This is a genomic window from Sphingomonas phyllosphaerae FA2, from assembly GCF_000427645.1.
Lineage (GTDB): Bacteria > Pseudomonadota > Alphaproteobacteria > Sphingomonadales > Sphingomonadaceae > Sphingomonas > Sphingomonas phyllosphaerae.
The window spans coordinates 1,461,582-1,487,276 of sequence record NZ_KE386571.1; the positions used below are offsets into that span (position 1 = coordinate 1,461,582).

25 protein-coding genes, 1 tRNA gene and 1 other RNA gene are annotated in these 25,695 nt (G+C 68.6%); 9 read left to right on the forward strand and 18 right to left on the reverse strand.

What is annotated here, in order from left to right; translation table 11 throughout:
- Positions 1–196: 196 nt before the first annotated feature.
- Positions 197–2,551 (forward strand): polyribonucleotide nucleotidyltransferase, encoded by a 2,355-nt coding sequence (pnp, locus tag SPHPH_RS0107290; protein ID WP_028966111.1) that lies wholly within the window; start codon positions 197–199, stop codon positions 2,549–2,551.
- A 343-nt stretch (positions 2,552–2,894) separates the two neighbouring features.
- Here the strand turns inward: pnp and SPHPH_RS0107295 are convergent, their stop codons facing one another.
- Both SPHPH_RS0107295 and SPHPH_RS0107300 read right to left on the reverse strand, forming a co-directional pair.
- Positions 2,895–4,835 (reverse strand): sialate O-acetylesterase, encoded by a 1,941-nt coding sequence (locus tag SPHPH_RS0107295; protein WP_202900646.1) that lies wholly within the window; start codon positions 4,833–4,835, stop codon positions 2,895–2,897.
- A gap of 59 nt (positions 4,836–4,894) precedes the next feature.
- The gene (locus SPHPH_RS0107300; RefSeq protein ID WP_028966113.1) at positions 4,895–5,665 is read right to left on the reverse strand and encodes a class II aldolase/adducin family protein; all 771 of its coding nucleotides are present in this window, start codon (positions 5,663–5,665) and stop codon (positions 4,895–4,897) included.
- A gap of 157 nt (positions 5,666–5,822) precedes the next feature.
- Here SPHPH_RS0107300 and paoA point away from each other — a divergent pair, with 157 nt between their 5' ends.
- The 3 genes from paoA to paoC are packed head-to-tail and all read left to right on the forward strand — an operon-like array spanning position 5,823 to position 9,603.
- On the forward strand, positions 5,823–6,461 hold the full coding sequence (gene paoA / locus SPHPH_RS0107305) for an aldehyde dehydrogenase iron-sulfur subunit PaoA (RefSeq protein ID WP_028966114.1): 639 nt from the start codon (positions 5,823–5,825) through the stop codon (positions 6,459–6,461).
- Positions 6,458–7,411, forward strand: coding sequence for an FAD binding domain-containing protein (locus SPHPH_RS0107310; RefSeq protein WP_028966115.1), 954 nt, complete (start codon positions 6,458–6,460; stop codon positions 7,409–7,411). Before paoA ends, SPHPH_RS0107310 begins: the two co-directional genes overlap by 4 nt.
- A complete protein-coding gene (gene paoC, locus SPHPH_RS0107315; protein ID WP_028966116.1) occupies positions 7,408–9,603 on the forward strand; it encodes an aldehyde oxidoreductase molybdenum-binding subunit PaoC in 2,196 nt (731 codons plus the stop codon). Before SPHPH_RS0107310 ends, paoC begins: the two co-directional genes overlap by 4 nt.
- Positions 9,604–9,701: 98 nt before the next feature.
- Here the strand turns inward: paoC and SPHPH_RS0107320 are convergent, their stop codons facing one another.
- The 11 genes from SPHPH_RS0107320 to SPHPH_RS0107370 form a co-directional block, all read right to left on the reverse strand.
- Entirely contained in the window at positions 9,702–10,016 is a 315-nt protein-coding gene (locus SPHPH_RS0107320) for a hypothetical protein (RefSeq protein WP_028966117.1), read from the reverse strand.
- A complete protein-coding gene (locus tag SPHPH_RS0107325) occupies positions 10,013–10,561 on the reverse strand; it encodes a J domain-containing protein (protein ID WP_028966118.1) in 549 nt (182 codons plus the stop codon). Before SPHPH_RS0107325 ends, SPHPH_RS0107320 begins: the two co-directional genes overlap by 4 nt.
- Positions 10,562–10,616: 55 nt before the next feature.
- Positions 10,617–11,010, reverse strand: an RNA gene (gene rnpB, locus SPHPH_RS20610) — RNase P RNA component class A.
- 147 nt (positions 11,011–11,157) lie between these two features.
- A complete protein-coding gene (locus SPHPH_RS19115; protein ID WP_037488250.1) occupies positions 11,158–11,847 on the reverse strand; it encodes an N-acetylmuramoyl-L-alanine amidase in 690 nt (229 codons plus the stop codon).
- A gap of 83 nt (positions 11,848–11,930) precedes the next feature.
- On the reverse strand, positions 11,931–12,755 hold the full coding sequence (locus tag SPHPH_RS0107340) for a CheR family methyltransferase (protein WP_028966120.1): 825 nt from the start codon (positions 12,753–12,755) through the stop codon (positions 11,931–11,933).
- Positions 12,755–13,816 (reverse strand): chemotaxis protein CheB, encoded by a 1,062-nt coding sequence (locus tag SPHPH_RS0107345; protein ID WP_037488253.1) that lies wholly within the window; start codon positions 13,814–13,816, stop codon positions 12,755–12,757. Before SPHPH_RS0107345 ends, SPHPH_RS0107340 begins: the two co-directional genes overlap by 1 nt.
- A 29-nt stretch (positions 13,817–13,845) precedes the next feature.
- Positions 13,846–14,211, reverse strand: coding sequence for a response regulator (locus SPHPH_RS0107350; RefSeq protein ID WP_028966122.1), 366 nt, complete (start codon positions 14,209–14,211; stop codon positions 13,846–13,848).
- Positions 14,212–14,284: 73 nt separating this feature from the next.
- Positions 14,285–14,719, reverse strand: coding sequence for a chemotaxis protein CheW (locus tag SPHPH_RS0107355; RefSeq protein WP_051272889.1), 435 nt, complete (start codon positions 14,717–14,719; stop codon positions 14,285–14,287).
- Positions 14,716–17,004, reverse strand: a complete 2,289-nt coding sequence (locus SPHPH_RS0107360) for a chemotaxis protein CheA (RefSeq protein ID WP_028966124.1) — start codon at positions 17,002–17,004, stop codon at positions 14,716–14,718. The genes SPHPH_RS0107355 and SPHPH_RS0107360 overlap by 4 nt, the downstream gene beginning before the upstream one ends.
- Positions 17,005–17,082: 78 nt before the next feature.
- A complete protein-coding gene (locus SPHPH_RS0107365) occupies positions 17,083–17,730 on the reverse strand; it encodes a histidine phosphotransferase family protein (protein WP_028966125.1) in 648 nt (215 codons plus the stop codon).
- 8 nt (positions 17,731–17,738) lie between these two features.
- Positions 17,739–18,194, reverse strand: coding sequence for a M67 family metallopeptidase (locus SPHPH_RS0107370; protein ID WP_028966126.1), 456 nt, complete (start codon positions 18,192–18,194; stop codon positions 17,739–17,741).
- Between the two features lie 17 nt (positions 18,195–18,211).
- On the opposite strand from SPHPH_RS0107370, the gene SPHPH_RS0107375 reads away from it, so the two are divergent.
- The 3 genes from SPHPH_RS0107375 to mtgA all read left to right on the forward strand — a co-directional run bounded on the left by SPHPH_RS0107375 (position 18,212) and on the right by mtgA (position 20,871).
- On the forward strand, positions 18,212–19,159 hold the full coding sequence (locus SPHPH_RS0107375) for an RluA family pseudouridine synthase (RefSeq protein WP_028966127.1): 948 nt from the start codon (positions 18,212–18,214) through the stop codon (positions 19,157–19,159).
- A 72-nt stretch (positions 19,160–19,231) separates the two neighbouring features.
- On the forward strand, positions 19,232–20,134 hold the full coding sequence (gene rpoH / locus SPHPH_RS0107380; RefSeq protein WP_028966128.1) for an RNA polymerase sigma factor RpoH: 903 nt from the start codon (positions 19,232–19,234) through the stop codon (positions 20,132–20,134).
- A gap of 62 nt (positions 20,135–20,196) precedes the next feature.
- Positions 20,197–20,871, forward strand: a complete 675-nt coding sequence (mtgA, locus tag SPHPH_RS0107385) for a monofunctional biosynthetic peptidoglycan transglycosylase (RefSeq protein ID WP_028966129.1) — start codon at positions 20,197–20,199, stop codon at positions 20,869–20,871.
- Positions 20,872–20,938: 67 nt separating this feature from the next.
- Here the strand turns inward: mtgA and SPHPH_RS0107390 are convergent, their stop codons facing one another.
- The 5 genes from SPHPH_RS0107390 to SPHPH_RS0107410 form a co-directional block, all read right to left on the reverse strand.
- On the reverse strand, positions 20,939–21,559 hold the full coding sequence (locus tag SPHPH_RS0107390; RefSeq protein ID WP_028966130.1) for an ATP-binding cassette domain-containing protein: 621 nt from the start codon (positions 21,557–21,559) through the stop codon (positions 20,939–20,941).
- Positions 21,549–22,232, reverse strand: a complete 684-nt coding sequence (modB, locus tag SPHPH_RS0107395) for a molybdate ABC transporter permease subunit (protein WP_028966131.1) — start codon at positions 22,230–22,232, stop codon at positions 21,549–21,551. The genes SPHPH_RS0107390 and modB overlap by 11 nt, the downstream gene beginning before the upstream one ends.
- Positions 22,229–22,987 carry a molybdate ABC transporter substrate-binding protein gene (gene modA / locus SPHPH_RS0107400; RefSeq protein WP_037489284.1) on the reverse strand — a complete coding sequence of 253 codons (759 nt, stop codon included), beginning with the start codon at positions 22,985–22,987 and terminating at the stop codon, positions 22,229–22,231. Before modA ends, modB begins: the two co-directional genes overlap by 4 nt.
- 41 nt (positions 22,988–23,028) lie before the next feature.
- Positions 23,029–24,150, reverse strand: coding sequence for an NADH:flavin oxidoreductase/NADH oxidase (locus SPHPH_RS0107405; RefSeq protein ID WP_028966133.1), 1,122 nt, complete (start codon positions 24,148–24,150; stop codon positions 23,029–23,031).
- 77 nt (positions 24,151–24,227) lie between these two features.
- A tRNA-Pro gene (locus tag SPHPH_RS0107410) sits at positions 24,228–24,304 on the reverse strand.
- A 118-nt stretch (positions 24,305–24,422) separates the two neighbouring features.
- Here SPHPH_RS0107410 and pnuC point away from each other — a divergent pair.
- Positions 24,423–25,001 carry a nicotinamide riboside transporter PnuC gene (pnuC, locus tag SPHPH_RS0107415; protein WP_028966134.1) on the forward strand — a complete coding sequence of 193 codons (579 nt, stop codon included), beginning with the start codon at positions 24,423–24,425 and terminating at the stop codon, positions 24,999–25,001.
- Complete coding sequence (locus SPHPH_RS0107420; RefSeq protein WP_028966135.1) at positions 24,998–25,513, forward strand: AAA family ATPase; 516 nt, start codon at positions 24,998–25,000, stop codon at positions 25,511–25,513. The genes pnuC and SPHPH_RS0107420 overlap by 4 nt, the downstream gene beginning before the upstream one ends.
- Positions 25,514–25,695: the final 182 nt, after the last annotated feature.

Sequence of the window (25,695 nt, forward strand, 5' to 3'; positions counted from 1 at the left end):
GTCGCCCCTTTTGTCATTCCTCTTTGTCATCCCGGCGTAAGCCGGGTCCAGCATGTAGGGGCGCCAGACGGCACCCCCTCCCCGGCCCGCTGGAGCCGGGACGGAAGAGACGGCAATACGGCCATATCTTCCCGGGCCACTACCGGCCCGTACGCAGGCCCCCCGCGCATCGGGTGCGGGGAGTGAAGGAAATCATATGTTCGATACCAAGAAGGTGGAAATCCAGTGGGGCGGCAAGACGCTGACCCTGGAGACGGGCAAGGTCGCCCGCCAGGCCGACGGCGCGGTGATCGCGACGCTCGGCGAAACGGTGGTGCTGTGCGCCGTGACCGCCGCCAAGACCGTGAAGGAAGGGCAGGACTTCTTCCCGCTCACCGTTCACTATCAGGAGAAGTTCTCCGCCAGCGGCCGCATCCCCGGCGGCTTCTTCAAGCGCGAGCGTGGCGCGACCGAGCGTGAAACGCTGGTCAGCCGCCTGATCGATCGCCCGATCCGCCCGCTGTTCCCCGAAGGCTTTTACAACGAGATCAACTGCATCGCGCAGGTGATGTCGTATGATGGCGAGAACGAGCCCGATCTGCTGGCGATGATCGCGGCCTCGGCGGCGATGACGCTGTCGGGCGTGCCGTTCATGGGCCCGATCGGCGCGGCGCGCGTCGGCTATCAGGACGGCGAATACATCCTCAACCCGTCCGACGCGCAGGTCGTCGAGGGCGAACTGGACCTGATGGTCGCCGCCACCCACGACGCGGTGATGATGGTCGAGTCGGAAGCCAAGGAGCTGTCCGAGGACGTGATGCTGGGCGCGGTGATGTTCGCGCACAAGGCGTCGCAGGACATCATCAACGCGATCATCGACCTGGCCGAGCAGGCGGCGAAGGAGCCGTGGGAGCTGAAGGTGCAGGCCGACAGCGCGGCAGTGAAGACCAAGCTGAAGAAGCTGATCGGCAAGGATCTGGAGGCGGCCTACAAGCTGACCGACAAGCAGGCGCGTCAGACCGCGATCAACGCCGCACGCACCAAGGCGCGCGACGGCATGGCCGACCTTAAGGACAGCGATCCGCAAGGCTATCTCGCCAGCCTGAAGCTGGTGAAGAAGCTGGAGGCGGATATCGTCCGCACCGCGATCCTGAAGACCGGCCGCCGCATCGACGGGCGCGACACCAAGACCGTCCGTCCGATCGAGGCAGAAGTCCACTTCCTGCCGCGCGCGCACGGCTCGGCGCTGTTCACGCGTGGCGAGACGCAGACGATCGCGACCACGACGCTGGGTACCCGCGATGCGGAGCAGATGATCGATGGTCTGAACGGCCTGTCGTATCAGCACTTCATGCTGCACTATAACTTCCCGCCTTATTCGGTCGGCGAAGTGGGCCGCTTCGGCGCGCCGGGTCGTCGCGAAGTCGGCCACGGCAAGCTGGCGTGGCGTGCGCTGCACCCGGTGCTGCCGACCAAGGAGGAATTCCCCTACACGATCCGCGTCACCAGCGACATCACGGAGAGCAACGGCTCGTCGTCGATGGCGACGGTGTGCGGCGGTTCGCTGTCGATGATGGACGCCGGCGTGCCGCTGAAGCGCCCGGTGTCGGGCATCGCGATGGGGCTGATCCTCGAGGGCAAGGACTTTGCAGTCCTGTCGGACATCCTCGGCGACGAGGATCACCTCGGCGACATGGATTTCAAGGTGGCCGGCACCAGCGAGGGCATCACCGCGCTGCAGATGGACATCAAAATCTCCGGCATCACCGAAGAGATCATGAAGGTCGCGCTGGCGCAGGCGCATGAGGGCCGCGCGCACATCCTGGCCGAGATGGCCAAGGCGCTCGACTCGACCCGCACCGAACTGTCGGCGCACGCGCCGCGGATCGAGACCTTCACGATCGACAAGTCGAAGATCCGCGAAGTGATCGGCACCGGCGGCAAGGTGATCCGCGAGATCGTCGCCACCACCGGCGCGAAGGTCGACATCGACGACGAGGGCGTTATCAAGGTGTCGTCGTCGGATCACGCGCAGATCGACGCCGCGATCAAGTGGATCAAGGGGCTGGTCGAAGAGGCCGAGGTCGGCAAGATCTACGACGGCAAGGTCGTCAACATCGTCGACTTCGGGGCGTTCGTGAACTTCATGGGCGGCAAGGACGGTCTCGTCCACGTCAGCGAAATGAAGAACGAGCGCGTCGAGAAGCCGGGCGACGTCGTGACCGAGGGGCAGGCCGTGAAGGTCAAGGTCCTCGAGATCGATCCGCGCGGCAAGGTCCGCCTTTCGATGCGCGTCGTGGATCAGGAAACCGGTGCCGAGCTGGAAGACACCCGTCCGGCGCGCGAGCCGCGCGAGCGCAGCGATCGCGGCGGCGACCGTGGTCCGCGTCGCGACGGCGGCAGCCGTGACGGCGGTGGCCGTGGCGGCGACCGCGGTGGTGATCGCGGCGGCGACCGTGGCCCGCGTCGTGAGGGCCGCGGCCCGCGTCGCGAGCGCGGCGAAGGTGGTGGTAAGGAAGAGGGCGATGCGCCCGCTTTCGCCCCGGCCTTCCTGACCGGCGACCGCGACTGATCCCAAGTCGCTTTGCGTGCAGCAAGCGAATGGCCCCGGCAGCAATGCCGGGGCCATTTTGGTTTGGGGTGTGTCGTCGCGGATTCAATCAGGGGCGCGCTATGCTTGACGGGAACCCGGGACCTCGATGCAATTTCTCGTCACCCCGGCGGGAGGCCGGTGCCGGTTGGGGGACGTTGGTTAGGAGCGTCGCGCTTCATTTCGCTAGCCTTGCCAACTGGGCCCCGGCCTTCGCCGGGGGACGGGAACATGCCCGAGCCCGTCATTGCGAGCGTAGCGAAGCAATCCAGGGCCGGATCAGGACGCCCTGGATTGCTTCGCTACGCTCGCAATGACGCCGCGCTCACTCCACCACCCGTTCGAACGGCGCGGCGGGCAGGTCCACGCCATCGAACAGGTTCGTTAACGGCGCATCGCTCCACGCATAGCGCACCTTCGTCACCGCCGCGGCGTTCGCGCCCGGCAGCACCACCGTATCGCCGCGCGCCTCCGCCGGCACGTAGCGGCAGGTATCGCCCGCGCACGCCTCGAACCCGATGGCCTGCCCGGCGCTGTACGTGTGCAGCCCGCCGGTGACGTTGCGGTAGCGCACCACCAGATCGCTGCCACTGCGGGATACGCCCGCCACCTCCGGCCCGCTGCGCAAGCCCGGCTGACCGTAGGCAACGACGCGCGCCAGCCGCGCCAGCCGCTCGCCGACCACCGTCTTCTGCGTCGGATGGATGTCGAACCGGTCGCCGACGTCCAGCGTCACCGCCAGCCCGGCGTTGGCGTCCTGCGCCACCGCCTGCGCCTGCGCCTCGCGCAGCTCCGCCCAGCCGGACTGGAGCGGCGCGGTCGACGGCTTTCCATAAGAAGTGAGCTGGACGACGAAGAACGGCAAGGTCGGCGCCGCGAAGGTCCGCCGCCAGTCGGCCATCAACAGCGTCATCAGTTCGCGATAGGTCGACGCCTCGCCCGCGTTCGACTCGCCCTGATACCAGGCGGCGAGCTTCAGCCCGTAGCCGGCGAACGGCGCGATCATGCCGTTGTGGAGCGTTGCGAGGCTGTTCGGCACGTCCCACGGCGCGGGCGCGATCTTCTCCCCGGTCAGCGCGCGGCCCTTTAAATAGCGCCACGGCCCCGCGAACGGCACCAGCGTCCCGTCGCTCAGCTCCAGCCCGCGCGGCGCGGCGCCGGTAAGCCCGCCGCCGTTCACCCCGCCCAGCACGCGCATCGCGACGACGTTGCGCCCGACCTTCCACGTCCCCTTCGGCGCATCGTAATGCCGCCACGCCCAGTTGACGCTGCCGCCGCCGACATAGCGGCCGTTGACCCACGTCTCCTCATATTGGTCGATCGGCCCGAGTTGCAGCGTCTTGGCCGCCGCGACCTGTTCGGCCGTCAGGTCGATCGTGCCACGCAGCCACATCACCCCCTCGAATGCCGACAGCGCAGGCACGCCCGCTTCCTTCCACGGCGCGGTCGGGATCGTCGCCCATTTGGCATCGTCGAAGTCGGGCCGCCGGAACGCCGCCTGCCGCGCGGCGGCGGGATCATGCGCCTTCCACCACGCCTCCCGCCGCGCACCGTCCTGCGCTAGCGCCTTGGCCGGATCGCGCCCGTAGAGATCAACCGCGGCGATTCCGTCCTTCAGCCGTGGAAGGGTCGCGAGCGACGTCGGGCCGATCCAGCTCTCGATCCGCGTCCCGCCCCATTCGGAATTGATGAAGCCGATCGGCACCTTCTCGCTCTGCCGCAGCGAACGCGCCATGTAATAACAGACCGCCGAGGCGTCGCCGACCGTCTCCGGCCCGACGCGCTGCCATTTGGCGGGCGCTTCCAGATCGGCGAGCGGCTGCGCGCGGCTGGTGTCGGGGATGGTGGCATAGCGCAGGTCGGGGTCTGCCGGGGTCTGCAGCGCGCCCCAGGCATTGGTCGACTGTTTGACCATGAATTCCATGTTCGACTGGCCGCCGCACAGGAAAACGTCGCCGACCATGATGTCGCTCAGCGTCTGCCCGCCCTCGACGGCCAGCGTGTACGGCCCGCCGGCCGCCTGCGCCGGCAGCGTCGCGCGCCAGCGCCCCTGCGCATCGGCGGTCGCGGTCGCGCTCTGCTGGCCGAGCCGCACCGTCACCGCAGCGTTCGGCGCGCCCTGCCCCCACACCGCGATCGGCCGGCCGCGCTGGAGCACGGCATGATCGGCAAAAATATGCGCGAAGCGCGGGGTCGCCTCCTGCGCCATCGCCGGCGCCGCGAGCGCCATTACCGATCCCGCCAACAACATGCGCCACATCGCCATCATCCCCTCCATCGCTTGTTAGCGCTCACGTATCGCACCCGGCAGGGGCTCGCCAAGCATCAATCGCGGTACGAGCGGTCGATCCGGTCGAGCTTGCGCAACAATGCAGGCCACGCCAGTCCGCGCGCCAACATGCCGATCCCGGCCGGTGGCGATTGTCGCGCGACCTTGTCCTCGACGCCCTGCGGCGGCGTGTGCAAGCCGTGGGCGCCAGCAGAAAGCATCATCACCTGCGCCTCGCACGCACGTTCGAGGAAATAGAGCCGCAGGAAACATGACGCGACCGAGTCGCCGACGGTCAGCGTGCCGTGATTGCGCAGGATCATCGCATGACGCGTACCCAGATCGGCCACCAACCGCTCGCGCTCCTCAAGATCGGTCGCGATCCCCTCATATTCATGATAGGCGACATCGTGCGATGCGATCATCGCGGTCTGCGTATGCGGCAACAGCCCGCACGCCATCGCCGACACCGCCTGCCCGTGCGGCGTGTGGAGGTGCATCACCGCCTGCGCATCGTCGCGCGCCATGTGGATCGCGGAGTGGATCGTGAAGCCGGCCGGATTGACCGGATGCGCACTCGCGCCGACCGGTTGCCCGTGGACATCGATCTTGACCAGCGACGAGGCGGTGATCTCCTCGAACATCATGTCATAGGGGTTGATGAGGAAATGATGCTCCGGTCCCGGCACGCGCGCAGACAGATGCGTGAAGATCAAATCGTCCCAGCCGTAGAGCGCCACCAGCCGATAGGCGGCGGCGAGATCGACCCGCGCCTCCCACTCGCCCGGAGCCATTGCCGTGGACTCCCCCGTCACCGCCGTCGCCATGCGCTTCCTCTCCATGCTTTTGACATGGATGTTAATACAGGCGATGGCCGCCCGCCAGCGGCGCGTGTATCCAAGTATTGCAGCCGGATATAACATGGATCGGGCGCGTTTCATCGAAGGGAGCGGCTCTCCTGCCCGTTCCCGCAGCAGGACCGACATGACCGACACCAACGGAATCAGCCTCACGCGACGCGGGGCGCTCGTCAGCGGAGTTGCCGCCGCCTCCACCACCGCGCTGCCGCTCGACGCCCAGCCGCTGCCCGCGGAAGCACCCGCCGCCACCGTCCCGGTGTCGTTCACCCTCAACGGCAAGAAGCGCGCGCTCGATCTCGATCCGCGCGTCACGTTGCTCGACGCGCTACGCGAGCATCTGCACCTGACCGGCAGCAAGAAGGGCTGCGACCACGGCCAGTGTGGCGCCTGCACGGTGATGGTGGAGGGCAAGCGGATCAACTCCTGCCTGACGCTCGCGGTAATGCATGACGGCGACGAGATCACGACGATCGAGGGCCTCGGCAAGCCGGGCGACCTCCACCCGATGCAGGCCGCGTTCGTCAAGCATGACGGTTATCAGTGCGGCTATTGCACCCCCGGCCAGATCATGGCCGCGGTGGCGATGTTGCAGGAGGTGAAGGACGGCGTGCCGAGCTACGTCTCGACCGACCTCACCGCCGCCGGCCGCATCGACGCGCAGGAAGTCCGCGAGCGGATGAGCGGCAACATTTGTCGCTGCGCTGCTTACTCGAACATTGTCGCCGCGATCGCCGATGTCGCCGGTGCGGAGGACGTCGCATGAAGCCCTTCACCTATGAACGCGCCACCTCGCCCGCCGCAGCCGCCGCGGCGGTCGCCGCGAAGCCGGGCGCGAAGTTCGTTGCGGGCGGCACCAACTTGCTCGACCTGATGAAGCTGCAGATCGAGGCGCCGACGCATCTGGTCGACGTCAACCGGCTCGGGCTAGACACGATCGAGGCGACACCGGACGGGGGCTTGCGCGTCGGGGCGCTGGTCCGCAACACCGCGCTCGCTGCCGACACCCGCGTGCGCCGCGACTATGGCGTGCTCAGCCGCGCGTTGCTGTCGGGCGCGTCGGGGCAGTTGCGCAACAAGGCGACAACCGCGGGCAACCTCCTCCAGCGGACGCGATGCCCGTACTTCTACGACACCAATCAGGCGTGCAACAAGCGCAAGCCCGGATCGGGCTGTGCGGCGCTGGGCGGCTACAGCCGTGCATTGGCGGTGATCGGCACCAGCAAAGATTGTATCGCCACCCACCCCAGCGACATGGCGGTGGCGATGCGCGCGCTCGACGCGACCGTCGAGACGGTCGACGGCGGCGGGCGTACCCGCACGATCGGAATCGCCGACTTTCACCGCCTGCCCGGCAGCACGCCGTGGATCGAAACCGCGCTCACCCCCGGCGAGATGATCACCGCGGTGACGCTCCCCGCACCGGTGCGCGGCACGCACATCTACCGCAAGGTCCGCGACCGCGCCTCCTACGCCTTCGCGACGATCTCGGTCGCGGCGATCCTGCCCGAGAGCGGCACGCCGCGCTTTGCCTTCGGTGGCCTCGCGCACAAGCCGTGGCGCGTCGCCGCCGCCGAGACGCGGGCCGATGGCGGCGCGAAGGCGATCGCCGCCGCCGCGCTCGCCGGTGCCACGCCGACGTCGCAGAACGCCTATAAAATCCCGCTGGTCGAGCGCACGCTGACCGCGGTGCTCGCCGAAGGACGCGCAGCATGAAGTTCGACACCCCCGCCGGCCGCAACCCGATCGACCAGCAGAAGGTCATCGGCCGGCCCACCGACCGCATCGACGGTCCGCTCAAGGTCACCGGCACCGCGCCTTATGCCTTCGAACGCAACGATGTCGCGCCGAACCATGCCTATGGCGTGATCGTCGGCGCAGCCGTCGCCAAGGGCCGTATCACGCGGATCGACACCGCCGATGCACAGCGCGCGCCCGGCGTGCTGTCCGTCGTGACCTATGAAAACGCCGGCAAGCTCGGCAAGGCCAAGGCGCATACCGCGACGATGCTCGCCGGGCCGGAGGTTGAGCATTATGATCAGGCGGTCGCGATCGTCGTCGCCGAGACGTTCGAGCAGGCGCGCGACGCCGCCAAACGCGTCCGCGTCGACTATGCGCGCGCCAAGGGCAAGTACGAGCTGAAGGCGGTCAAGGACGCCGCGCCGATCGCGAAGGGCGACAAGATGAAGACCGCACGCGGCGACTTCGCGGGTGCCTTCGCCAGCGCGCCGGTCAAGCTCGACGCGACCTATACCACGCCCGACCAGAGCCACATGATGATGGAGCCGCACGCCACGATTGCGGCATGGAACGGCGACGAGCTGACGCTGTGGACCAGCAACCAGATGATCGCCTGGGCGGTCCGCGATATGAGCGAGACACTGCTGATCCCCAAGGAGAAGATCCGCGTCGCCTCGCCTTATGTCGGCGGCGGCTTCGGCGGCAAATTGTGGGTGCGCTCCGACGCGGTGATGGCGGCGCTCGCAGCGAAGGCGGCGGGTCGTCCGGTCAAGGTCGCGCTCGCGCGGCCGCAGGTGATGAACAACACGACCCACCGCCCGGCGACGATCCAGCGCATCCGCATCGGCGCGGACAAGGCCGGCAAGATCACCGCAATCGCGCACCAGACGTGGTCGGGCGACCTGCCTGGCGGCGGCCCGGAGACCGCGGCCAACCAGACGCAGCTTCTCTACGCCGGCGACAACCGCCTCACCGAAACACATCTTGCGGTGCTCGACCTGCCCGAAGCCAATGCGATGCGCGCACCCGGCGAAGCGCCGGGCATGATGGCGCTCGAGGTCGCGATGGACGAGATGGCGGAGAAGCTGGGCATGGACCCGGTGCGCTTCCGCATCCTCAACGACACGATGGTCGATCCCGAAAAGCCCGAGCGCAAATTCTCCGACCGCAACCTCGTCCGCTGCCTTGAGGAAGGTGCGAAAAACTTCGGCTGGGACCGCCGCAACCCGAAGCCGGCGCAGGTGCGTCACGGCGACTGGCTGGTCGGCATGGGCATGGCGGCGGCGTTCCGCAACAACATGAACATGAAGTCGGGCGCGCGCGTCGGGGTCGACCGCAAGGGCGTGGTGACGGTCGCCACGGACATGACCGACATCGGCACCGGCAGCTACACGATCATCGCGCAGACCGCCGCCGAGATGCTCGGCGTGCCGCTCGACAAGGTCGTCGTGCTGCTTGGCGACAGCCGCTTCCCGGTGTCGGCCGGCTCGGGCGGACAATGGGGCGGCAACAGCTCGACCGCGGGCGTCTATGCCGCCTGCGTCGACCTGCGCCGCCGGATCGCGCAGAAGCTAGGCTTCAACTCCGACGACGTGTCCTTCGCCGACGGCAAGGTGTCGAGCGGCAACCGCGCGGTCGATCTCGCCGAGGCGGCGGGCGACGAGGGGATCAGCGGCGAAGACACGATGGAGTACGGCACGCTGGAGAAGGATTACGCGCAGGCGACCTTCGGCGCGCATTTCGTCGAGGCGGCGGTCAACGTCTATACCGGCGAGATCCGCGTGCGGCGCATGTCAGGCGTCTACGACGCCGGGCGCATCCTCAACCCGAAATCGGCGCGCAGCCAGGTGATCGGCGGGATGACGATGGGGATCGGCGCGGCGCTGATGGAAGATGCAGTCGTCGACCCGCGCTTCGGCTATTTCGTCAACCACGATCTCGCCGAGTACCACGTGCCCGTACACCTCGACGTTCCGCATCAGGAGGTGGTGTTCCTCGACACGCTCGACGACAAGACCTCGCCGATGAAGGCCAAGGGCGTTGGCGAACTCGGGCTGTGCGGCGCCGCGGCGGCGGTCGCCAACGCCGTCTACAACGCCTGCGGCGTCCGCATCCGCGACTATCCGCTGACGCTCGACAAGGTGCTGGAGGGGCTACCGATGGCGTGAGAGCGGGCGCGGCGGTCCCCTCAACCACACCGTCGTCCCGGGCTTGACCCGGGACCCCGCTTCTACCCAACGGCTCGAAAAAGAAGCGGGGTCCCGGATCAAGTGCGGGACGACGGCGGAAGGCTCAACTGCCCCGCTAACGCCTCGACATTCGCCCCCGCCGGCACGATCCGCCAGCACCCCGGCGCGCGGCTGTCGACGATCGTCACCGCGCCCCTCGGACAGATGCCGAGGCACTTCACCTCGACCACCCCGACCGCAGCCTTGCGTCCCTTGCCGAACCCCGGCTCACTGCGAAGCGCCTTGGCGAGCGACGCCTTGCCCTTCGCGCCGAACCCGCCGCCCAGCTTCTTGGAGCACTTCCCGCACACCAGCACCGCGCCGGTCCAGCCGGAGCGCACCTGATCCTTCATGGCTCGGCGCGCGGCTTCCACGTCCGCGCCTCCTCCGCGACGCGCAGCACGTCATAGGCGGCCTGGATCGCCTGAAAGCGGGTCGCGGCGTCCTTGTCGCCGGGCCGCACGTCAGGATGGTTCGACTTTGCCATTCGCCGCCACGCGAGCCGCACGTCGTCGAACGACGCATCGACCTCCAGCTCCAGCACCTCCAGCGCGCGCAGTTCGTCGCGTGAGCGCGTACCATCGCCCGAGCCCGCCCACGCCTGATGCTTCGATTGCGAGAAGCCGCCCGCGTCACGCCGCTCGTTCGCCTCGCGCTGCGCCGCTTCCTCGGCGGACAGGCCCTCGAAATAATTCCAGCCGCGATTGTATTCGGCGGCGTGCGCCTGACAGAAATACCAGCGGTCCGGGCTGTTCGGCGACTTGGGCGCGGGACACGTCCCCGGCTCCGTGCAGCCGTGGCGATCGCACAATCGCACCGTCGTCGCCTCGCGATTGGCGCCATAGCCGCGCCAGCGGGGAAAGCCCCAGTCGTTCGATCGGGTGGGAATACGTGCCATCGCTGCGGCACATAAGGACGCGCCGCGCCCGCGCCAACTGACTAGCGTCCGCCAATTTGCCAGAGGGCCTGTAAGCCGGGTTCTGTCCACCCCGCGAACGGGGATAGGCGACCATTCCTCTCGGCGCGCCGTTGCCGACGCGCTCCAGCAACCAACCCGGGCAGCGGGTGGGAACACACCCCGGTGACGCAAGCGCCGCCATGCCGCCCCTATTCGGTCTTGCTCCCGGTGGGGTTTACCGTGCCACGACCGTTACCGGCCGCGCGGTGCGCTCTTACCGCACCCTTTCACCATGACCGGGCCGAGGCCCAGGCCGTCTGCTCTCTGTTGCACTGTCCCTGACTGCGGGCCGAAGCCCGAGCCGGCGGGCGTTACCCGCCACCGTCGTTCCGTGGAGCCCGGACTTTCCTCGGCACGCTTACGCGCGACGCGGCCGCCCGGCCCTCTGGCGCGCTCGCCGTAGCGCGGCGGAAGGCGTTAGGGAAGCAGTGCGATCAGGCTTTCGTCATCCCGGACTTGATCCGGGATCCCGCCTCCTTCTTCTGTCGCAAAGAAGAAGCGGGGCCCCGGATCGAGTCCGGGGCGACGGATGTGTTCTAATCATCGCCCTGCGGCTTGGGCAGCAGTAGCGCCAGCAGGATCATCCGGCACTCCGCATCCATCTCCCCGTCGATCAGTTCGGGGCGGAAGCGGCGCTGGAACGCCATGATCGCTGCCATCCGGTCGCTGACATCATAGCCGAACCGCTCCAGCGCGAGGCAGAACGCCGCCTCGCCCCACATCGGATCGACGAGGTTCTTGGTCGGCCGCGGCAGCGCCAGCCGCAGCCGCGCGAGCCGGTGCCAGGGGAACAGCTCGCCCGGATCGCGCTTGCGCAGCGGCGCGACGTCGGAATGGCCGACGATATTGCCGCGCGTGATCTCGTACCTGTCCTTCAGATGCGCGACGAGCCGGATCACCGCCTCGACCTGCGGTTCCGGGAAGGCGCGATAGCCATGGTCGTGGCCGGGGTTGACGATCTCAATGCCGATCGACGCCGAATTGACGTCGGTCACGCCGCGCCAATGCGATGCCCCCGCGTGCCACGCGCGCTTGTCGTCGGACACCAGCCGCATAATTGTGCCGTCCTCATCGACGAAATAGTGACACGACACCTCGGCGGCAGGATCGCAGAGCCGGTCCAGCGCCTCCTGCGCGGTCTTCATGCCGGTATAGTGCAGCACGATCATCGAGATCGGCAGCGACCGCTCGTTGAAGTTGGGCGACGGCACCTCGCGACACCTCATGCGCCCGATCCGCCCGTCCGACGCTCCCCGCCTGTCACCATCGACCTCGCCATCGTTACCCGATGCCACCGTCGTTCGCGAAATCAGCGCCCGGTGTAAACCCGGTTGCTGTCGGCCGGGTCGGGAACGCGCTCGTAAAGACCACGCGCCCGCGCACTGGGACGGAGCCGTTCCGATTGCCCGATCACCGTCTCACCGGCACCGAGCAACAGGAAACCGTCGGGCTTCAGCGCCCCCGCCAGCCGCGCCAGCACCTGTTCGCGCTGATGCGGCGCGAAGTAGAACAGCAGGTTGCGGCACAGGATCAGGTCGAACTCGCCGATCGGCGGCACGTCGGCGATCAAATTGTGACGGCGATAATGGATCGCGCCCAGCAACGTCGCCGACGCGCGCCAGTGATTGTCGGCGGCCGGCTCGAACCAGCTGACCATCCGCCGCACCGGCAACCCGCGCTGGATCTCGAATTGCGAGTAAGTGCCTTCGCGCGCGCGGGAAATCGCCGCCGAGGACACGTCGGTGGCGACGATCTCCGGCATCGTACCGCCGGCCTCGGCGAACAGCATCGCCAGCGACAGCGGCTCCTGTCCCGTCGCGCACGCCGCGCACCACACGCGCAATGGCGCGCGATCCGCGACCGCCTCCACCGCGCCCTCGATCACGCCGGCGTCGCGGAAGAACGACGTCTCCTGATTGAGCAGCGCATCGACAATCCGGTCGGCCAGTTGCTTGTCCTTCCCTTCGATCAGCCGCGCGGCGAGCTGGTCGACGCGGTCGAGCGAATGCGCCTGGAGCAGCGGGCCGAGCGCCGCCTCGAACCGCCAGCTGCGGCCGACCGCGATCCGCTGCCCGGTGCGCGCCTCTAGCAGTGCGGCGAACACCCGGGCGGAGCCGGAATCGATCCCCGCCATTACGCGCGCACGCCCGTCCGCCGCGCCGCGATCATGGCGCCGATCTCACGCGGCGCGAGCACCGCATCGGCAAGCCCGGCTTCCGCGACCGCGCCCGGCATCCCCCAAACGACCGACGAATTGCGATCCTGCACCACGATCGTGCCCCCGGCTGCACGCACTGCGCGCGCGCCCTCCAGTCCGTCGCGCCCCATCCCGGTCAGCACGATCGCCAGCAGACGCGGGCCATAAGCCTGCGCCAGGCTGGTGAACATCGGGTCCACGGAGGGCAGATTGCCGGTCGGGCTGGGCGCCTGCGACAGCCGGATCGCTACATGCCCGTCGGGCTGTAATCCACCGAGCAGATGCGCATCGCCCGGCGCGATCAGCACTTCGCCGTCGGCCACGCGCCGCCGCTCCTGCCCGATCGCGCAGGGGCGCTTGGCTGAGACTCCGACCTGCGCGGCGAAGAACGGCGAGAAGGATGGTGGGAGGTGCTGGGTGACGAAGATCGGCTGCGTCATCTCGGCCGGCACCTGCTCCAGCAGCGACGCGAGGGCATGGATGCCGCCGGTCGAGGCGCCGATCGCGATCGCGTCGAACGGCGGCGGCGCGATCACCGTCGCGCGCCGCGGTAGCGCGCGATTGCCGCCATGCGTGGCGAGCAGATCGAGCCGCGCCAGCAAGGTCTCGCCGAACCGGCTCGCAAAGGCGCCTATGCCGGGCTTCACGAGCGTATCGGCCGCACCCAGCGCCAGCGCACGCATCGTCACCACCGCGCCGTCGGCCGCCGAGCTGGACACCACCAGCACCCGCGCCCCCGCCCCGGCCTTCAGCAGTTCGGGCAGCGCGTCGATCCCGCTCTGGTGCGGCATGACGAGATCGAGGAGGATGAAGTCGACCGCTTCCTTGCGCAGAAACGCCAGTGCGCGCTGCGCGTCGGGCAAGGCGCCGGCCAGCTCGAACCGGCCGCTGCCGAGAATGAACCGCGACAGCGCCGCGCGTGCGACCGCCGAATCGTCGACGATCAGGACACGCGGTACCCGGCGGTCACCCGCGCTTGGATCGCTGCGCTGAATCATGGCGGGTTCCGGCACGTCTCCGGCGGGGATCAGGCGACGCCGACGATCTGGAGCTTGCTGTGCAGCGTCTCCCGGTCGAACGGCTTCATCACATATTCGTCCGCGCCCGCCTCGATCGCGGCGCGGATATGCGCCATGCCGTTCTCGGTGGTGCAGAACACCACCTTCGGCCGGCGCGGCATCGGCTCTTCGCCCAGCGCGCGCAGGAATTCCATTCCGCTCATCACCGGCATGTTCCAGTCGAGCAGGATCACGTCTGGCACCGTCTGCCGGCAATGCGTCAGCGCCTCGCGCCCGTCGCCCGCCTCGGACACCGAGAAATCGAGCGCCTCCAGGATGTGGCGCGCCACCTTGCGGATCACCTTGGAATCATCGACGATCAGGCAGGTCTTCATGCTAACTTCCGATTTTCCCTGATGATGCCGCACCTTGGCCGCGGCGCAGTAAGGATGGAGTTAATGGCGGGGCTCAGCCCAGCGCACTTGCGCGCGCCACCAGCCGGTCGATGTCGACTGCCATCAACGTCTCGCCATCGCCCTCGGCGACGCCGGTGACGAAGTCCCAGTCGCCCGCCGTCCCCTGCGCGATCGGCGCGGGCGCGAGCGTGAAGGTGGCGACATCCTCCAGCGCATCGACGGCAATCGCATAGAGGTGCCCGTCGACGAGGGTCGCGATCGCCCGCCCGCCCTTGCCGTCGCGCACCATCGGCACCCCGCCGAACAATTCGCGCACGTCGATCACGGTCGCCACGCGGCTGCGCATCGCCGCCAAGCCGACGACCGCCGGGGCAGCGCCCGGCGCGGGGACGGTGCTGTGCACCTCCACGACCGAATCGACGCGTTCGGCGTCGAAAAGCAATCCACGGTCACCGACCCGCGCGACCAGATGCAAGGCGCCCATCATGCGGCATATCCCTTCAGCGCGGCGATCAACGCGGCACGATCGAAGCGGTAGAGCGGCTTGCCGCGCTCGCGGCTCAGCCGCAGGGCCGGCACCGGCGGGGCGTCGGCATCATCCTCCATCGCCAGCGCGAGGGCGACCGGCATGTCCGGCGACGCGCGCCGCACCACGCGGTAGCCGGCCTGCTCGATCGCAGGCTTCAGGAACGCTTCCATCCAGCCGCTCTCTGCGCCGTGCAGCAGGCAGACCGGGCGCTCGGCGGCGGCCGGCGCGTCGGCGAACAAGGCCAACGGGTCGACCAGCTCGATTGGCTCGCCGTCGATCACCGCCAGCCCCGCGATCACGCCATGCGGATCGACGGCAGGCGCGACGTCCTGCGGCAGCGGCACGATCTCGATCGCGTCGGCGATCGGATAGGCGAGCTCCTGATCGTCGAGCTGGAGGCGAAGCACCGTGCGCACCTCGCTCGCCACCGCGCCGGTGCCGGACCATACCGGGATCGAACGGTCGCCGATCGTCAGCCACAGCCCGCCCGCCAGCGCACGCACCGCGCCCGCCGCGACGCCCTCGATCCGGTCGACCGCGTCTGACACGATCATGCGCCGCACGCCGTCGATATCGTCGAACAGCAACGCGCGAACCGGCTCGACCGCCTCGGCCTCGGCCACCGCCTCGTCGGGACGCTCGAATGCCAGCGCCGCGCGCGCCGCAATCGCCGAGCAATCCAGCAACAGGATCGGCGCGCCATCATCGGGCAACATCTGCCCGGCGTAGATCCCCGCGCACATCACCGCCGGCGCGGCAGGCTTGACCACCAGTTCCTGCGTATCGTTCACCCCGTCGAGCGCGAGCGCGAACCGCCCCTCGCGCAGCGACACGATCGCCAGGAAGCCCGGCACCGCCGTCGCCTCCCGCCGCCCCAACAGCGTCGGGAGCGACACCATCGGCAGCCGCTGCCCGCGCAGCAGCACCACCGCGCCCGCCGCGACCCGGTCGACGCGCACCGCGCCGCCGTCCACCGCCACGATCTCGTCGACCGACTGGCGCGGAATCGCGAAGCGCGTGCCCGCCGCCTCGACCAGCACCGCGTTCAGGATCGCCAGCGTCAGCGGCACTTCCAGCGCGATCGTCAGCCCCTGTCCCGGCCGGCTGAGCACCGAGATGCGACCGCCGGCCTGTTCGACATTGGCCTTCACCACGTCCATGCCCACACCGCGCCCCGACAGCGCGGTCACCTCGTCGCGCGACGACAGGCCGGGTTCGAAGATCAACTTCAGCCGCCCGTCCTCGTCGAGCGCGGCCAGCTCGGCGGCGCGCTCGGGATGGTCGCGCAGCGCCTTGGCGAGCAGCCGTTCGCTGTCGATCCCGCGTCCGTCGTCGGCGATCTCGATGATGATCAGATTGCCCGCCTGCCGCGCGACGATCCGCAACTGCCCGGCGGCCGGCTTGCCCGCGCGCATTCGTCCGGCGCGATCTTCGATTCCGTGATCGACGGCGTTCCGCACCAGATGAACCAGCGGATCGCGCAACAGCTCGATCATCTCGCGATCCAGCTCGACGTCGCCGCCCTCGATCGTCAGCGTCACCGATTTGTCAAGCGCCGCCGCCGAATCGCGCGCCAGCCGTGGCAGCGCCGAGAACAGCGATTCGACCCGCTGCATCCGCGTCCGCGTCACCGTATCGCGCAATTCGTCGACCGAGATGCTCAGCCGCTCCAGCATCGATTCCAGCCGCGGGTCGTCGATCATCCGCAAGTGTCGCGCCAGCTGGTTTCGCGCCAGCACCATGTCCGACACGCCGCTCATCATGCGGTCGAGCAAGTCGACCGACAATCGCACGGATCGCTTCGGGGTCACCCGCGCGGCCTGCGCCACCGCGGCCGTGTCCGCGGGCTCCGGTGTCGCTGCCGTATCACCGGCGATCGCGCCGTCCAGCGCGGCGATAAGCATCGCCTCGCCCGATTCGGACAGCGCCTCGCCCGCGTCGATCGCCTCGACGATCTCGCCGATCCGGTCGATGATCGCCAGAATCACCGTCACCAGCGCCTGATCCGGCGCGCGCTCGCCCGCGCGCACCGCGGCCAGCGCATCCTCGGCGGCGTGGCTCAGCCGCGCGAGCCGCGGCAGGTCGAGGAAGCCGCAGCTGCCCTTGATCGTGTGGACGAAGCGGAAGATCGCATCCAGCCGCGAACGATCGTTGGGGTCGGCCTCCCACCCCACGATCTCGCCCGAGATCGCTTCCAGCGTCTCACGCGTTTCGGCAATGAATTCCTGCAGTAGGTCGTCCATGCGGTCCCGTTGCCCTGGCTAGGGGGGCGGCATCGCACGACAGGCGTTAAAAGGGTCTTTACCGCGCCCCGGCGGGCGTCATCGGTGCGGCAGTGCGGCCCCGAACAGCAAGGCGCCGTCGACCGGCTCGCTGACTACCACCGATCCGCCCGCTTCGCCCACCAGTTCGTGGACCAGGAACGCCGCGGCGGCACGCGGCGCGACCGCGCTGTCGTCCGCCGGCCCCTCGGTCAGCGTGGTGCGCAAATCGGGGTCGAGCACGATCCGCGGCCCCTCGGCACGTAGCACGATCTCGGTCGCCTCGGCGCTCTCCTCGGTGCCGATCGTCACCGTGCCGCCGCGCACCAGCGTATCGCCCGCGATCAGTGCGAGGTTCAGCAGCACCTTCACCGCCGTCTTGGGCAGCTCGGTCGCCTCGACCATCCATTGCAGGTTCAGCCGCTTGTTGTCGCCCAGCAGCGCCTCGACCGCCTGCCCCGCCTCGCGCACGTCGACGCGCTCGCCGAACCCGCCCGCCGCGCCGAACGCCAGCCGGAAGAATTTCAGCTTGTTCGCCGAGGTGCGGGCGCTCTCGTTGAGCAGTTCCAGACAGCGCGCGCGCATCTCGGGATCGGTTTCGTCGTTCAACAGCTCCAGCCCGTTGTTCAGCGCGCCGACCGGCGACAGCAGGTCGTGGCACAGCCGCGAACAGAGGAGCGAAGCGAAATCGACCGGGCTGATGGTCATCGGAAAGGCTACCTCGGCGGGATGGCGTTACGGCCTTGTGGCGAGTCGCCGGAGTCTGCGCAACCGCTTACGTCGAGGACCAGCGGATCGAACCGGCCGTGCACCCCCCCGTCCGCCACCGCGCGCCACGCGGTCACCGCCTCGCCCGCGACGATCAGCCAGATGCTGCCGTCCGGCGCGGAATCGGCGGCATCGCGCGGCGACGGCCTCGCCACGCCCGACGGGTGCGAGTGATAATGCCCGATGACCTGCGCGCCGCCGTTTCGCGCGACGCGGTGTGCGGCGATCAACGCGCCCGGATCGATCTCGAAACGCACCGCACGGTCGCCTGCGACGTTACGGCACGGCACCAATCGCATGATTTGATCGCCCGCGCCGAGCAACAGTCCGCAGATTTCGTCAGGATCCGCGGCGGCTAAGGCGATTAGTTCGTTTCGGTGGGCGATTGTAATCCTGACCATCATCGCCATCTAGCAAAGCAATGGACCGGGGGGTCATCATTCTCGAAGCGACGATCGCACCGGCAGCGGATGGCTGGCGGGTGGACCGTGCGCTGGCCGATGCGGTGCCGACGCTGTCGCGCGAACGGCTGAAGGTGCTCATCAACGCCGGGCAAGTCACGCAGGCCGGAACGGCGATGCGCGATCCGTCGCGCAAGGCGCGCGGCGGCGAGCAATTCGCGGTCGCGGTTCCCGCCCCCACGCCCGCGCACAACGAGGCGCAAGACATTCCGCTGGTCGTCGCGTTCGAGGACGAACATCTGATCGTCATCGACAAGCCCGCCGGGCTGGTCGTCCACCCCGCCGCGGGCAATCTCGACGGGACGTTGGTCAACGCGCTGCTCCACCATTGCCACGGCTCGCTGTCCGGGATCGGCGGGGTCGCGCGGCCCGGGATCGTCCACCGCATCGACAAGGACACGTCCGGGCTGATGGTCGCCGCCAAGACCGACCGGACGCACGAAGGGCTAGCAAAACAATTCGCCGCGCACAGCATCGACCGCCGCTATCGCGCGATCGTCGGCGGGCGGCCGATGCCCCCGGCGGGGTCGGTCGACGCTCCGCTCGCCCGCTCGCCAAACAACCGCAAAAAGGTCGCGATCGTCCAGGGCGGCAAGCGCGCGGTGACTCATTATCGCACGCTGGAGCTGCTCCGCGACGCGACGATGGTCGAATGCCGGCTGGAAACCGGGCGCACGCATCAGGTGCGCGTCCATATGGCGTCGATCGGCCACGCCTTGCTGGGCGACCCGGTCTATGGTAGAACAAAACATGCTCACAAGCAGGTGCTGGACACGCTGAATTTCCGGCGACAGGCGCTTCATGCGGCGCATTTGGGGTTCGTGCATCCGATCACCGGCGAAACGCTGGGTTTCGACAGCGCGATGCCTTCGGACATGCAGGAACTGTTCAGTCAGCTTATCGTATAGAAACGGAACGCGGGGTCGGCGTCGCCAGCGGGCACGTCGCGCGTATTCCGCAAGGAAGGGAGACTTAGGATCATGGCAACCCGCAGCAACGTCCCCGCGACGATTCCTGCGCTCGGCGGGGAGCAGAGCCTCAATCGCTATCTGTCGGAGATCAAGAAGTTTCCGATCCTCGCGCCCGAGCAGGAATATATGCTCGCCAAGCGCTTTCAGGAGCACGGCGACACCGACGCCGCGGCGCAGCTCGTCACCAGCCACCTGCGCTTGGTCGCCAAGATCGCGATGGGCTATCGTGGCTATGGCCTGCCGGTCAGCGAGTTGATCTCCGAAGGCAATATTGGGCTGATGCAGGGCGTGAAGAAGTTCGAGCCCGATCGCGGCTTCCGCCTCGCCACCTATGCGATGTGGTGGATCCGCGCCTCGATCCAGGAATTCATCCTGCGCTCGTGGAGCCTCGTGAAGATGGGCACCACCGCGGCGCAGAAGAAATTGTTCTTCAACCTGCGCCGGATGAAGGCGCGGCTCGACGCGTTCGAGGACGGCGACCTGACGCCCGAGAACGTCCAGAAGATCGCCACCGATCTCGGCGTGACCGAGGCCGACGTGGTCAGCATGAACCGGCGCATGGCGATGGGCGGCGACACCTCGCTCAACGTCTCGATGCGTGAGGACGGCGAGGGTCAGTGGCAGGACTGGTTGCAGGATGACGCGCCGCTGCAGGACAGCGTCGTCGCCGATCAGCAGGAAGCCGACGTCCGCCACGACATGCTGATGAACGCGATGGACGATCTCAACGATCGCGAGAAGCATATCCTGACCGAGCGTCGCCTGACCGACGATCCCAAGACGCTGGAGGAACTCAGCCAGGTCTATGGTGTCTCGCGCGAGCGCGTCCGCCAGATCGAGGTGCGTGCGTTCGAGAAGCTCCAGCGCGCGATGATGCGGCTGGCGGGCGACAAGCGACTGCTCACCGCCTGATACGCGATACGGCACCGGGAAGGGGTTGAGCGACCCCGCCCGGTGCCGGTACGACGCAGCGCATGTTCACCGCGCTGCGCCTGCTCTTCAAAATCGTCCTCGGCTTCGTCGTGCTGTCGCTCGTCTGGGTAGGCGCCTACGCGATCGTTCCCGTCCCCTTCACGATGACGATGATGGACGACCTGATCGGCGGCCACTCCGTGACAAAGGACTGGACGCCGCTGTCGCGGATCGACCCCGACATGCCGCGCGCCGCGATCGCCGGCGAGGATGCGCGCTTCTGCAGCCACCACGGCTTCGACTGGCGCGCGATCGCCGGGGCGGCGGCGCATAATGCCGAGGGCCAGCGAATCCGCGGCGGCTCGACGATCAGCCAGCAGACCGCGAAAAACGCCTTTCTTTTTCAAGGCGGCGGCTATGCCCGGAAGGCGCTGGAAGCATGGTTTACGCTACTGATCGAGACGATCTGGGGCAAGAAGCGGATCATGGAGGTCTATCTCAACATCGCCGAGACCGGGATCGGCACCTATGGCGCGGAGGCGGCGTCGCAGCGCTATTTCCACCACAGCGCCGCGACGCTTTCGCCGGTCGAGGCGGCGCGGATCGCCGCGGTGCTGCCGCTGCCGAAGAAGCGCGAGGCGGTTGCGCCGACCGGCTTCGTCCGCCGCCGCGGCAACCAGATCGCGCGCTACGTCGGCGCGGTCCGCCGCACCGGGCTGGACAGCTGCCTGCGCTAACCAAGCTCGTCATTGCGAGCGTAGCGAAGCAATCCAGGGCGTCCTGATCCGGCCCTGGATTGCTTCGCTACGCTCGCAATGACGGATCGATCGTAATCACCCGATCCCCCAGCCGCTCGGCCTCGCGCATATCATGCGTCACCATCAGGATCGGCACCGCGCGCGCGTCGCGCACGCGCTCGATCGCGCGCATCGCCTCCTCGCGCCGCGCCGGATCAAGCGACGACAGCGGCTCGTCGAGCAACAGAAACGCCGGCTCACTGAGCAACGCCCGCCCGATCGCCACCCGCCGCGCCTCACCCCCAGACAAGGTTCGCGGCCAACGCCGCAGCAGCGGCGCGATGTCGAGCGTCGCCGCCACATCCGCCAGCCGCGCCGCGTCACGCGCGCCGTACAGCAAATTCGCCTGCACGCGCCGGTGCGGAAACAGCCGCGCATCCTGAAACACATAGCCCGCCCGCCGCTGTTCTGGCGGCACGTCGACCCCGGCGTCGGCATCGAACAACGTCCGCCCGCCGACCCGCACATGCCCGCGCATCGGGCGCAGCAGCCCGGCGATCATGTCAAGCAGGCTGGTCTTCCCCGCCCCCGACGCGCCGACCAACACCGTCAGCCCGTCGCCCGCCACGAAGCGCGCGCCGACGACCGCCTCCCCACGTCGCGCCGAGACATCGACGTCAAAGGACATGCACGCCCCGCCCCGCGCGCCGCACCAGCGCCTCCGACACCACCAGCGCGACCAACGACAGCGCCACCGACACCGCCGCCAGTCGCCACACCTCCGCCTCGCCCCCCGGCCGCTGGAGCGCGGCATAGATGGCGAGCGGCAAGGTCTGCGTCTCCCCCGGCACGTTCGACACGAAGGTGATCGTAGCGCCGAACTCACCGATCGCGCGCGCCAGCCCCAGCACCAGCGCCGCCGCGATCCCCGGCGCGGCAAGCGGCAGCGTCACCGTGGCGTAAGCCCGCCAGCGCGTTGCCCCCAGCGTCCGCGCCGCCTGTTCCAGCCGCCGGTCGACCGCCTCGATCGACAGCCGCATCGCGCGCACCATCAACGGCAAGGCCATCACCCCCGCCGCGATTGCCGCACCGGTCCAGCGGAACAGCACGCTGATCCCGAACCCCGCCTCCAGCACGCGCCCGATCGGCCCGGTCGGCGCGAAGGCGAGCAGCAACACCCAGCCGGTCACGACGGGCGGCACCACCAGCGGCAGGTGCACCAGCCCGTCGAGCAGCACCTTGCCCGGGAACCGCCACCGCGCCAGCACCCACGCCAGCGCGAACGCGATCGGCAGCGCCCCCAATGTCGCGGTGCCGCCGACCAGCAGGGTCAGGCGGACGATCGGCAGCAGCTCGCTCAACGCGTCGTGAAGCCGCGCCGCGCGAGGATCGCCTGACCCGCACGCGACAGCAGGAAGCGGCGGAAGCCCTCGGCAGCCGAGCTCTCGCCCGCGGTCAGCCGCGCGATCGGATAGACGATCGGCGCATGGCTGCGCGGCGGGAATACCCCCGCCACCTGCACACCGGTCGCGGCGCGCGCGTCGGTGGCATAGACGATGCCGTAAGGAGCCGCGCCGCGCTCGATGAGCGCCAGCGCCGCCCGGACATTCTCCGCGCGCACCACCCGCGGCGCGACCGCGGTCCAAGCGCCGAGCCGCGTCAGCGCCTCGCGCCCATATTTGCCGGCGGGGACGCTGTCGGGATCGGCCATCGCCAGCGGCGCGCCGCCCAGCAGCTTGCCGAGCGCCGCGCCCTTGGTTGCGACGACGCGCGGCAAGCCCGGTCGCGACACCACCACCAGCTGATTGCGCACCAGAACCGCGCGCGTCCCGGCGACGACCAGCCCGCGCTTCGCGACATCGTCCATCCAGTCGCTGTCGGCGGAAATGAACAGGTCGGCGCGCCCGCCCGCCGCAATCTGCCGCGCCAGCGCCGACGATGCCGCGAACGACAGCCGCGGCCGCTCATGCCCCGCCTTGGCCCATGCGTCGGCGGCATCGGTCAACGCCTCCTGCATGCTCGCCGCCGCCAGTACCAGCGGCGCGCGCTCCTGCGCCGCGGCGGGTTCGGCGATCAGCAAAAGGGCGAGCAGCGAAAGCACGAAACGCATGACCATGCTCATGGCACTCGCCCCCGGCGAAGACAATCGCGCTGCCCTCAATCCTCCCCTGATCCGTCCACGTCGAACAAATGCTTATACTGGCGCGGCTGCGAGCGGAGGTACTGATCGGGTGCCTTCACCCGCGCGCCCAGATCGGCGGCGGCGTGCCACGGCCAGCGCGGATCGTAGAGGATCGTCCGCGCCAGCGCGATCATATCGGCCTCGCCGGTCGCGACGATCGCCTCGGCCTGCTGCGGCTCGGTGATCAGCCCGACCGCGACGACCGGGATCGACACCGCCTGCTTCACCGCGCGCGCCAGCGGCACCTGATAATTTGGCCCGACCGGGATCTGCTGACGCGGATCGAGCCCGCCGCTCGACACATGGATCGCCGCGCACCCGCGTTCCTCCAGCGCCGTGGCGAAGGCGACGGTCTGTTCGGCATCCCAGCCGCCCTCGATCCAGTCGCTGCCCGACACGCGCACCGTCACCGGCCGCTCCGCCGGGAACGCCGCGCGCGCCGCATCATAGACTTCCAGCGGAAAGCGCATCCGGTTTTCCAGCGAGCCGCCATATTCATCGTCGCGCCGGTTGGAGAGCGGCGACAGGAACTGGTGGAGCAGATAGCCGTGCGCCGCGTGGATCTGGATCAGGTCGAGCCCGAGCCGCGCCGCCCGCTTCGCCGATTCGGCAAAGGCATCGCGGATGCGCGCCAGCCCGTCGCGGTCGAGCGCCACCGGCGCCGGATTCTTGGGATCATAGGGCAAGGCCGACGGCGCGACCGTCTCCCAGCCATGCGGATCGTTCGCCGGAATCTGGCGCTCGCCCTTCCACGGCAGGTCAGTCGACGCCTTGCGCCCGGCGTGCGCCAGCTGGATCGCGATCGGCATGTCCGAATGGCGGCGCACCGATTCGAGCACACGCGCCATCGCCGCCTCGGTCGCGTCGTCCCACAGTCCGACATCGCCATAGCTGATTCGCCCGATCGGCTCGACCGCGGTCGCCTCGATCGTCAGGATGCCTGCACCCGACAGCGCCAAGTGCCCGAGATGGATCGTGTGCCAGTCGGTCATCGCGCCGTCGACAGCCGAATATTGGCACATCGGCGCGATAACGATGCGGTTGGCGAGCGTCAGGCCGCCGACATCAATTGGCTGGAATAACCGGGGTCCGCTCATCGGAAACGCGCTCCTGAAGGTGAGCCGTCCCTACGCATCAGCGGAAAAATGGTGCCACGCGGCCGCGGCAAATGAAGTGGTCGGGGAAAGAGGATTCGAACCTCCGGCCCCTGCCTCCCGAAGGCAGTGCTCTACCAGGCTGAGCTATTCCCCGACCAGGGTGCCGGTCGGATGTACCGTCGACAGGGCGCGGCTTATATCAGCGGAAATTCGGAGCGCAAGCGGGGAATCGTAGCTGTTTTTACATCGTCGCGCGGCTAGGTTTCACGACGATGTCGCTCGCCGAATGGATCGCCACCGCCCTCGGGATCGCCTGTGTCGCGCTGGCCGCACGGCGCAGCATCTGGACCTTCCCGACCGCGATCGTCTCGGTCGCGCTGCTTGGGCTCGTGGTGTTTCGTGCCAGACTCTATTCGGACGCGCTGCTCCAGCTCTTCTTCGCCGCCGCCAATCTGTACGGCTGGCTCAACTGGCGGCGCGCGCAGGCCCGCAACGGCGACGTCCCCGTCCGCACGCTCGATAGCCGCGCGCGCGCCGCGTGGCTGGCCGGGATCCTCGTCTGCTGGCTGGCATGGGGCAGCGCGATGCACCGGCTGACCGACGCCGCGCTGCCGTGGTGGGATGCCGGGATCGCCGCTGCCAGCGTCGCTGCGCAACTGCTGATGGCGCGGCGCGCGATCGAGAATTGGTGGCTGTGGATCGCGGTCGATCTGGCGTCGGTGCCGCTGTATCTCGCCAAGGGGCTCTATTCCTTCGCCGGCCTCTACCTCGTCTATCTCGCGCTCGCGATCTGGGGAGTGATCGACTGGCGCCGCGCGCTCGGCACCAGCTGGCGGATGGTGCCGGCATGACGTTGCGCACCGTCTGCCTCCACGGGCCGGAGAGCACCGGCAAGTCGACGATGGCGCCCCGGTTGGCGCAGCAGTTCGACTCGGTCTGCGTCGCTGAGTTCGGCCGCACTTATTGCGAGACCTATGGCATCGACCTGACGATGTCGGACCTCGTCGTCATCGCGCAGACGCAGGACGCCAAGGCGCGCAAGGCGGTGGACAGCGGCGCGCGGCCCGTGATCCTCGACACCGATCCGTTGATGAGCGCGGTGTGGGCGGACATGATGTTCGGGCGGCGCGATCCGTGGTTCGATCGCTGGCAGGGCACTGCCGACCTCTACCTGCTGTTCGACATTGACCTGCCGTGGGTCGACGACGGGACGCGCATGTTCGGCTCGCGCCGCGACCGCACCCGCTTCTTCGACCTGTCCCGCCGCGAACTGGAACGGCGCGGCGTCCCCTGGGTGCTGATTCAGGGCGAAGGCTCCCGCCGCTATCTCAATGCCCTCACCGCGATCCGCGCCGCCCTTTGATTTCAATCCGACCGAGCTTGTCGGTTCCGGCCGTCAAGAGCATGGGCAGGTCGGTCGACCACAAGCGGCGACATCGCTACCGCTCGTATCGACTCCGCACGTCCAGCAAAACCGGCGGGAGCGCCACGTCGAGCACCGGGCCGCGACGGCCGATGCACCTCGCGACATTCGCCAGAGGTACG

Bases quoted from the DNA above. Each gene is read 5' to 3' on its own strand.
- pnp (WP_028966111.1), top strand. From the start codon at position 197: ATGTTCGATACCAAGAAGGTGGAAATCCAGTGGGGCGGCAAGACGCTG.
- SPHPH_RS0107295 (WP_202900646.1), bottom strand. From the start codon at position 4,835: ATGGCGATGTGGCGCATGTTGTTGGCGGGATCGGTAATGGCGCTCGCG.
- SPHPH_RS0107300 (WP_028966113.1), bottom strand. From the start codon at position 5,665: ATGGCGACGGCGGTGACGGGGGAGTCCACGGCAATGGCTCCGGGCGAG.
- paoA (WP_028966114.1), top strand. From the start codon at position 5,823: ATGACCGACACCAACGGAATCAGCCTCACGCGACGCGGGGCGCTCGTC.
- SPHPH_RS0107310 (WP_028966115.1), top strand. From the start codon at position 6,458: ATGAAGCCCTTCACCTATGAACGCGCCACCTCGCCCGCCGCAGCCGCC.
- paoC (WP_028966116.1), top strand. From the start codon at position 7,408: ATGAAGTTCGACACCCCCGCCGGCCGCAACCCGATCGACCAGCAGAAG.
- SPHPH_RS0107320 (WP_028966117.1), bottom strand. From the start codon at position 10,016: ATGAAGGATCAGGTGCGCTCCGGCTGGACCGGCGCGGTGCTGGTGTGC.
- SPHPH_RS0107325 (WP_028966118.1), bottom strand. From the start codon at position 10,561: ATGGCACGTATTCCCACCCGATCGAACGACTGGGGCTTTCCCCGCTGG.
- SPHPH_RS19115 (WP_037488250.1), bottom strand. From the start codon at position 11,847: ATGAGGTGTCGCGAGGTGCCGTCGCCCAACTTCAACGAGCGGTCGCTG.
- SPHPH_RS0107340 (WP_028966120.1), bottom strand. From the start codon at position 12,755: ATGGCGGGGATCGATTCCGGCTCCGCCCGGGTGTTCGCCGCACTGCTA.
- SPHPH_RS0107345 (WP_037488253.1), bottom strand. From the start codon at position 13,816: ATGATTCAGCGCAGCGATCCAAGCGCGGGTGACCGCCGGGTACCGCGT.
- SPHPH_RS0107350 (WP_028966122.1), bottom strand. From the start codon at position 14,211: ATGAAGACCTGCCTGATCGTCGATGATTCCAAGGTGATCCGCAAGGTG.
- SPHPH_RS0107355 (WP_051272889.1), bottom strand. From the start codon at position 14,719: ATGATGGGCGCCTTGCATCTGGTCGCGCGGGTCGGTGACCGTGGATTG.
- SPHPH_RS0107360 (WP_028966124.1), bottom strand. From the start codon at position 17,004: ATGGACGACCTACTGCAGGAATTCATTGCCGAAACGCGTGAGACGCTG.
- SPHPH_RS0107365 (WP_028966125.1), bottom strand. From the start codon at position 17,730: ATGACCATCAGCCCGGTCGATTTCGCTTCGCTCCTCTGTTCGCGGCTG.
- SPHPH_RS0107370 (WP_028966126.1), bottom strand. From the start codon at position 18,194: ATGATGGTCAGGATTACAATCGCCCACCGAAACGAACTAATCGCCTTA.
- SPHPH_RS0107375 (WP_028966127.1), top strand. From the start codon at position 18,212: ATGGACCGGGGGGTCATCATTCTCGAAGCGACGATCGCACCGGCAGCG.
- rpoH (WP_028966128.1), top strand. From the start codon at position 19,232: ATGGCAACCCGCAGCAACGTCCCCGCGACGATTCCTGCGCTCGGCGGG.
- mtgA (WP_028966129.1), top strand. From the start codon at position 20,197: ATGTTCACCGCGCTGCGCCTGCTCTTCAAAATCGTCCTCGGCTTCGTC.
- SPHPH_RS0107390 (WP_028966130.1), bottom strand. From the start codon at position 21,559: ATGTCCTTTGACGTCGATGTCTCGGCGCGACGTGGGGAGGCGGTCGTC.
- modA (WP_037489284.1), bottom strand. From the start codon at position 22,987: ATGGTCATGCGTTTCGTGCTTTCGCTGCTCGCCCTTTTGCTGATCGCC.
- SPHPH_RS0107405 (WP_028966133.1), bottom strand. From the start codon at position 24,150: ATGAGCGGACCCCGGTTATTCCAGCCAATTGATGTCGGCGGCCTGACG.
- pnuC (WP_028966134.1), top strand. From the start codon at position 24,423: ATGTCGCTCGCCGAATGGATCGCCACCGCCCTCGGGATCGCCTGTGTC.
- SPHPH_RS0107420 (WP_028966135.1), top strand. From the start codon at position 24,998: ATGACGTTGCGCACCGTCTGCCTCCACGGGCCGGAGAGCACCGGCAAG.